Source organism: uncultured Campylobacter sp., assembly GCF_938030785.1.
In the GTDB taxonomy this organism is placed as follows: Bacteria; Campylobacterota; Campylobacteria; order Campylobacterales; family Campylobacteraceae; genus Campylobacter_B.
Genome location: NZ_CALHIK010000170.1, coordinates 1 through 7,508, shown reverse-complemented (window position 1 = coordinate 7,508; position 7,508 = coordinate 1). Strand labels below are relative to the sequence as shown.

The window sequence follows — 7,508 nt, the reverse complement described above, 5'->3', positions numbered from 1 at the left end:
TAAGTTTAGCGTATGCGGCTACTTTGATCGAGCTTGGATAAGTGTCGTTGGTGCTTTGACCTAGGTTTGTGTGATCGTTTGGATGCAGATACTGATACTCGCCTTTTTTATGTCCCATAGCCTCAAGCGCAACGTTTGTGATAACTTCATTCGCATTCATATTTGTTGAAGTTCCTGCACCGCCTTGGATCATGTCTACTACGAATTGATCTCTAAATTCTCCCGCGATTAGTCTATCGCAAGCCTTTGCAATCGCATCGGCTTTTGCGGCATCTAAAACGCCAACCTCTTTGTTTGCTAGCGCAGCCGCTTTTTTGATCTGCGCGAATGCTTTGATAAAAAATGGATAGTCTTTGAGCGGTCGTCCACTTAAATGGAAATTCTCGAGTGCTCTAAATGTTTGCACACCGTAATATACGTCGTCGGAGATTTCTAGCTCACCGATAAAGTCATGCTCTTTTCTGGTCTTTGCCATAATGAGTCCTTTCTTTGAAAAATTTAAACGGAATTTTAATGTTTTTATTATTAAAATATGCTTAAAACGTAACAGAGAGTTGAAATTAGTAAATTAATAGAATTTCTTAAGACTTTAAGCTAAATTTTAATAAAAATATGCTTCTAAATTCAGCAAGAACGCTTAATTACTTTTTAAGCTTAATATTGATATACAAAAAAATTATGAAATTTAGATTATAAAATTTATTCTTTAGCTTAAAATATAAACAAAAATTTCAAAAGCGGAATTTTAACTTAAATTTAACGTGATCTTGCGCCGTAAATTTAGACTATCTTTTGCGCTTTAAGCAGTAAAGATATATGCACGAAATAAGAAGCACGAAAGCAAGCAGGGCGATTGTGATTAGATGCAGATCTTTTTTTATGAGCTCCTCGTTTTCGCCGATAAAATAGCCTAAAAGCATTAGTATTAGCGTCCAAATCGCAGCTCCTAGCCCCGTAAATATCACGAAGCGCGCGACATTCATCTTCGCAAGCCCCGCAGGAAGGCTGATGTATTGGCGGATACCCGGAATGAGTCTGCAATTAAAGGTCGAAATTTCGCCGTGGCGATTGAAAAACGCCTCGAATTTTGCAAATTTTTCCTCGGTGATGCCGACGTATTTGCCGTATTTAGTGATAAATTTACGACCGAAAAAATAGCATAGATAGTAATTAAATAGCGCGCCCGCAATACTGCCGCCAAGGCCGCAAAGAAACGCTATTGCAAAGCTCATCTGTGATTTTGAGGCCAAGTAGCCTGCCGGGATCATCACGACTTCGCTTGGAAACGGAAAGAAGCTGCTTTCTAAAAACATCATCGCAAAAATGCCGAAATATCCCCAGTCGGCGACAAATTCTACGATAAAATTTACGATGCCTGAAAGCATTTAAATCCTTAATTGATGTATGTAAAATTCGCGTGCTCCGCCGCGTGACGCTAAATTTTATTTTGATTCGCTTATCTTGATCTAGCGCGCGCAAAAGCGCCGTAGCACAAAAGGCAATTTTCAAAGCCCAATCAAAATTTTACTTTCAAAATTTACGATAAATTTAGAGCTAAAATTTTACCGCGAGTTTGATCTTAAATTTACGACAAAATTTCAGCGCCGAGCCCAAATCAAACGAGTCGTCCTGCAAAAGAAAAAGGCGCGAGTTAAATTAACGCACTCCTAGAATTAGGTTTTGCACGTAAATTTAAAGAGTCTCGCGCCCTAAATTTAGCGAAATTATTTCGCGTATTCGACGTTGATCTTGCCAAATAGCTCGTTTGCTTTATCGTCGAGCTTTTTATTGACCTTGCCCGGCAATAGCTGGTTTTTGATAAGATCTTTTACTTTCTCAAACGGCATAGTCTCAGCCTTTTTGCTGCCCTCTTTATAGATGATATGATATCCAAACTGCGTTTTTACCGGCGTTTTGCTCATCTCGCCGTCTTTTAGCGCAAATGCCGCCTTTTCAAACTCCGGTACCATCATGCCTTTGCCGAAAGAGCCCAGATCGCCGCCGTTTTCTTTCGCGCTCGGATCTGTTGAAATCTCTTTAGCCAGCTTGTTAAATTCCGCTTTAAGATCCTCTTTTTTAACCTTGGATAGCTTGGCGATGGCGTTTTTAGCGCTCTTCTCGTCGGCTACTAGGATGTGGCTAGCCGTAACGGAATCCGGTTGCATGAAGCTTTGTTTATTCTCGTCGTAGATTTTTTTGGCTTCCTCATCGCTGATACTTACGCCCTTAGCCTCTTCGCGCTGCCAAAGATTAAAAGCGATACCGTCTTTAGCTAGCTCTAGCTGGCGTTTATATTCGTCGGTGTTTTCAACGCCCGATTTTTTGGCTTCTGCGACTAGAAGTTTGTATTTGATCAGATCGTCGATTAGCTTCTTTTTGTCTTCTGCGCTCAGTTCGCTGCCTTGCAGATTATTCTGTGCTAAAAAAGGAGCGATCTCCTCGTCGGTAATCGTGATATTTGCGTCTTTTACGGTAGCCAAAACGCCTGCGTTAAGCGAAGATATAGCCATAGCGGCAACAAAGCTGAAAGATAAAATTCTTTTCATTATTTTTCCTTTATTCGGTAAATTTCGCGCAATTATAAAAAAAGATAGTAAATAAAATAGCCAATACTAGCAAATTCGGCGCGAATCGTGCGCCGAATTTTAAAAAGAGCAAGGGTTAAAACGATGGGATGATTGCGCCTTTATATTGCGTCTCGATAAACTTTTTCACTTTCTCGCTTTGGATCGCTTTATCCAGCGCCTTGATCTTAGGGCTGTTTTCGTTGCCCTCCTTAACGCTAATGACATTGGTGTAAGGGTTGCCCTCCGCCTTTTCTAAAAACAGCGAATCTTTGATCGGGTTTAAATTTGCATTAAAAGCAAAATTTGAGTTGATAACCGCAATATCTACATCGCCTAGGGTTCGTGGAAGTGCGGCTCCCTCAAGCTCTAAAATTTCTAAATTTTTAGGGTTTTTCGTTACATCCAGCGGCGTGCGGAGCTTGGCACTTTGATCAACTTCGATGAGCCCTGCGGCTACGAGTAGATCCAGCGCGCGGCTTTCGTTCGTCGGATCGTTCGGCACGGCAACTTTCGCGCCGTTTTTAAGATCTTTTAAATTTTTAATCTTATGGCTGTAGATGCCCATCGGCTCTAGGTGCACGCCCACGGTTGCCTTTAATTTCGTGCCTTTGTTGGCGTTAAATTCCACCATATAGGGCACGTGCTGAAAAAATCCGGCATCGGCATCGCCGCTATCGGTGGCGAGGTTCGGAGTTACGTAGTCGTTGAAAACCTTGACTTCAAGATCGTAGCCTTGGGCTTTTAGATCAGGCTTGATCTGCTCCAAAATTTCGGCATGCGGTATCGGAGTAGCGGCGACTACGATTTTTTCCGCAAGAGCGAAACTGACGACGCTGGCGCTAAGAAGCGAAGCGAGAAGAAATTTCTTCATATTTAATCCTTTTGGTTAAAATTTCGCGGTATTATAGCAGGTAGAATTTTTAATGTCAAGCGTTTTTATATGATTTTTTAAAATTTTATACAAAATCCTTTAGAAATCGATATTTATAGATATATCTAAATACTATGTTTTAATCTAGTATCTATATAATATCGCAATTTTAATGAGCGCTTTACATAAATTCCGCTAAAATCGCAAAATTTAAAATTTCAAAAAAGGCTAAAGATGGCAGATTTTTACGACGCGAAAGCCGTAGAGGAGAGCTTTTATAAAATTTGGGAGCAGCGCGGTTATTTCGAGATCGACGGCAATAAAGATATCCAACAAAAAGGCAAAAACTTTTGCATTATGATGCCCCCTCCTAACGTTACCGGAGTGCTTCATATCGGGCATTCGCTCACTTTTACGCTGCAAGATATTATGACGCGATACAAGAGGATGGACGGATACCGCACGCTGTGGCAGCCGGGACTTGATCATGCTGGCATTGCGACGCAAAATGTCGTCGAGCGCGAGCTTTTGGCGCAAGGGATCAAAAAAGAAGCGATCGGGCGCGAGGAATTTTTAAAGCACGTTTGGCGCTGGAAAGAGCAAAGCGGCGGGCAGATCGTAAAGCAGATGAAGCGCCTGGGCGTCACGCCCGCGTGGAGCAGACAGCGTTTCACGATGGATGAAGGGCTTAAAAACGCCGTTCGCAAAGCCTTCGTAAATTTATACGACGCGGGGCTCATTGTGCGCGGAAACTACATGGTAAACTGGTGCACGCACGACGGCGCGCTAAGCGACGTGGAGGTCGAGCACAAGGAGAACAAGGGCAAGCTCTATCATCTGCGCTACTACTTTGCAGACGGACAAAATTTGAACTCTTGCAAAGATTCGAGCGAGACGAGCCGCAACTACATAGTTGTGGCGACTACGCGCCCCGAGACCTACTTCGGCGACACCGCCGTCATGGTAAATCCTGCGGACGAGCGCTATAAAAATTTGATCGGCAAAAAAGTCGTGCTGCCGCTAATCGGCCGCGAGATCGAGATCATTGCCGACGAATACGTCGATATGAGCTTTGGAACGGGCGCCGTGAAGGTCACGCCCGCGCACGATACCAACGACTACGAGGTCGGCAAGCGCCACGAGCTGGAATTTATCACCGTTTTTGACGAAAAAGGAATTTTAAACGAGCAGTGCGGTAAATTCAGAGGCTTAGAGAGACTTGCCGCGCGCGATCAGATCGTAGCGGAGCTCGAGAGGCTGGGCTATATCGAAAAAATCGAGGACTACGAAAATCAAGTCGGCTACTGCTACCGCTGCAAAAATGTCGTCGAGCCGTACATCTCGCAGCAGTGGTTCGTGCGCGCGGATATCGCAAAAGAGGCGATCTCTAAGGTAAATTCCGGCGAGGCGGAATTTTTCCCGAAGCACTGGATCAATAGCTTCAATGCCTGGATGCGCGAGCTGAAGGACTGGTGTATCAGCCGCCAGCTCTGGTGGGGGCATAGAATTCCCGTGTTTTACTGCGACTGCGGCCATCAGTGGGCGGATGAGCGCGAGAGCCCCGATGTCTGCCCGAAATGCGGCGGTAAAAATTTTACCCAAGATCCCGACGTGCTTGATACGTGGTTTTCAAGCGGTCTTTGGCCGATCAGTACGCTTGGCTGGGGCAACGGCGAGGCTCTGAAAAACGAGAAGTGGTTTGAGGAGGATTTGAGCGAATTTTATCCGAATACCATGCTGATTACGGGCTTTGACATTTTATTTTTCTGGGTCGCGCGTATGATGTTTCAGTGCCAAAACGCCATGGGCGAGCTGCCGTTTCGCGACATCTACCTACACGCCTTGGTTAAGGACAAAGACGGCAAAAAGATGAGCAAATCGAGCAAAAACGTAGTCGATCCGCTGCTAAAAATCGATGAATTTAGCGCCGATATTTTGCGCTTTACGCTTACGATTTTGTGCGTACAGGGGCGCGATCTGCGCCTTAGCGACGATAAGCTTTTAATATATCGAAATTTTACGAATAAGCTCTATAACGCGAGCAAGTTTTTGCTTTTAAACGCCTCTAAATTTGACGATTTAGACGCAGCGCGGATCAAAACGAGCCTCGGCAAATATATGCTTTCGCGCTTTAACTGCTGCGTAAATTCCGTGCGCGAGAGCCTAGATACTTACCGCTTCAACGACGCTGCGACCGAGCTTTATAAGTTTTTTTGGGACGAGTTTTGCGACTGGGGCATCGAGCTTAGCAAGGCGGACAAGGCCGCGATCGGCGAGCTGGGGATGATTTTTAAAGAAGCGATGAAGCTACTAAGCCCGTTTATGCCGTTTCTAAGCGAGTATCTGTATCAGGAGCTAAGCGGCACGAAGCTGCAAGACGCGCGCTCCATCATGGTGATGCGATACCCGCAGCCAGGCGAGCGCGATGAGCGGATCGAGGAGCTATTTTCGCTTCTCATCGAAGCGATCGTCAGCATCCGCCGCGCAAAGGCGACGATCGAGCTCGGCAATGCGCGCGTAGCCAAAGCCTACGTCAAATCCGCAGTCGATCTAAGCGCTGCCGCGGATTACATCAAAACGCTAGCCAAGGTAGATGAAGTGGAATTTACGCAGCAAAATATCGCAAATTCCGCCCGCGACGTAAGCGAGAATTTAGAAAGCTTTGTACCGCTTGAGGGGGTCGATCTTAGCGGCGTGATTTCGCGCCTTAACGCGCAAAAAGCGAAGCTGCAAAAAGAGATCGAAAAGCTCTCAAACATGCTAAATAACGAGAAATTTGTAGCCTCCGCTCCGCAAGCCGTAGTTGAAGCCAACCGTGAAGGGCTGCAAAGCGCGCAGGAAAAGATGCAAAAAATTTGCGCCGAGCTGGCAAATTTAGGGGCGGCGGATTGATATTTTTTGGTTTTTGCATTAGGACTTGGCGGATCCAAACGGCGCCTTGAGATTTATAAAATTTCATCGGCGGCGCGCCATTTTACGCGCTAAATTTTAAATCAAGGAGAAAATATGTCAAAGGGTAGTATCGGTGGATTTACTTTAGGCACGGTCATAGCCGTCGCACTATCGTGGGGAGCCAATAAAAGCATAATGTGGGCGATAATTCACGGATTTTTAAGTTGGTTATATGTGATTTATTATTTCCTACTGAGGTAAAATTTCATCGGCAGCGCGCCGTTTTACGCGCTAAATTTTAAAATTTGAAGGATAAAAAATGAGCGAAAAAATAAAAATAGCGGTTTTAGGATATGGAAATTTAGGTCGCGGCGTGGAGCTTGCCGCGCGAAATAGCAAGGATTTGCAGCTTTCGGCGGTGTTTTCTCGCCGCGAGCCGCGCAGTGTGCAAACATGCGGCGCGCCGGTATTTAGCGCGGATGAAATTTTAGCGCACAAGGGCAAATTTGACATTTTGGTGCTTTGCGGCGGTAGCGCGACAGATCTGCCGACGCAGACGCCCGAGTTTGCAAAAGATTTTAACGTAGTTGATAGCTTCGATACGCACGCTAAGATCCCAGAGCACTTCGCCGCAGTGGACGCCGCCGCCAAAAAAGGTGGAAATGTAGCCATCATCGCCGTGGGCTGGGATCCAGGGCTATTTTCGCTAAATAGGCTATTTGGCGAGAGCGTGCTAGAAAACGGTAGCAGTTATACATTTTGGGGCAAGGGCGTGAGCCAAGGCCACTCCGACGCTATCCGCAGGATCGAGGGCGTCGTGGACGCGCGCCAATACACCGTGCCGATAGATAGCGCCTTGGAGCGAGTTCGCGCGGGCGAAAATCCAAATTTAACTACGAGAGAAAAACACCTGCGCGAGTGCTACGTCGTGGCCGAGGATGGCGCCGATAAAGCGCGCATCGAGCGTGAGATAAAAACGATGCCAAACTACTTCGCCGACTACGATACGAGCGTGCATTTTATCGATATTGCGACGCTTAAAAAAGAGCACGGCGGCATCCCTCACGGAGGCTTCGTCTTGCGAAGCGGAGCGACGGGTGAGCACGGCGAAAATAAGCATCTAATCGAGTTTTCGCTAAAGCTTGATTCAAATCCCGAATTTACCGCAAGCGTGCTCG

Annotated in this window: 7 protein-coding genes; 3 read left to right on the top strand and 4 right to left on the bottom strand. The window is 45.9% G+C overall.

What is annotated here, in order from left to right:
* The 4 genes from Q0438_RS09930 to Q0438_RS09915 form a co-directional block, all read right to left on the bottom strand.
* A partial coding sequence (locus tag Q0438_RS09930; RefSeq protein ID WP_299190548.1) for a lyase family protein occupies window positions 1–475 on the bottom strand: 475 nt, incomplete at its 3' end.
* Window positions 476–785: 310 nt separating this feature from the next.
* Complete coding sequence (locus Q0438_RS09925) at window positions 786–1,385, bottom strand: DedA family protein (RefSeq protein WP_299190546.1); 600 nt, start codon at window positions 1,383–1,385, stop codon at window positions 786–788.
* 339 nt (window positions 1,386–1,724) lie between these two features.
* Window positions 1,725–2,546 carry a peptidylprolyl isomerase gene (locus Q0438_RS09920; RefSeq protein WP_299190545.1) on the bottom strand — a complete coding sequence of 274 codons (822 nt, stop codon included), beginning with the start codon at window positions 2,544–2,546 and terminating at the stop codon, window positions 1,725–1,727.
* Window positions 2,547–2,661: 115 nt separating this feature from the next.
* Window positions 2,662–3,438 carry a MetQ/NlpA family ABC transporter substrate-binding protein gene (locus Q0438_RS09915; RefSeq protein WP_299190543.1) on the bottom strand — a complete coding sequence of 259 codons (777 nt, stop codon included), beginning with the start codon at window positions 3,436–3,438 and terminating at the stop codon, window positions 2,662–2,664.
* Window positions 3,439–3,672: 234 nt separating this feature from the next.
* Here Q0438_RS09915 and Q0438_RS09910 point away from each other — a divergent pair, with 234 nt between their 5' ends.
* From Q0438_RS09910 to Q0438_RS09900, 3 genes are all read left to right on the top strand, one after another.
* The gene (locus Q0438_RS09910; RefSeq protein WP_299190541.1) at window positions 3,673–6,330 is read left to right on the top strand and encodes a valine--tRNA ligase; all 2,658 of its coding nucleotides are present in this window, start codon (window positions 3,673–3,675) and stop codon (window positions 6,328–6,330) included.
* A 114-nt stretch (window positions 6,331–6,444) separates the two neighbouring features.
* Complete coding sequence (locus tag Q0438_RS09905) at window positions 6,445–6,591, top strand: hypothetical protein (RefSeq protein ID WP_169748464.1); 147 nt, start codon at window positions 6,445–6,447, stop codon at window positions 6,589–6,591.
* Window positions 6,592–6,649: 58 nt separating this feature from the next.
* The coding region (locus tag Q0438_RS09900; protein ID WP_299190540.1) for a diaminopimelate dehydrogenase at window positions 6,650–7,508 on the top strand (859 nt) is incomplete at its 3' end.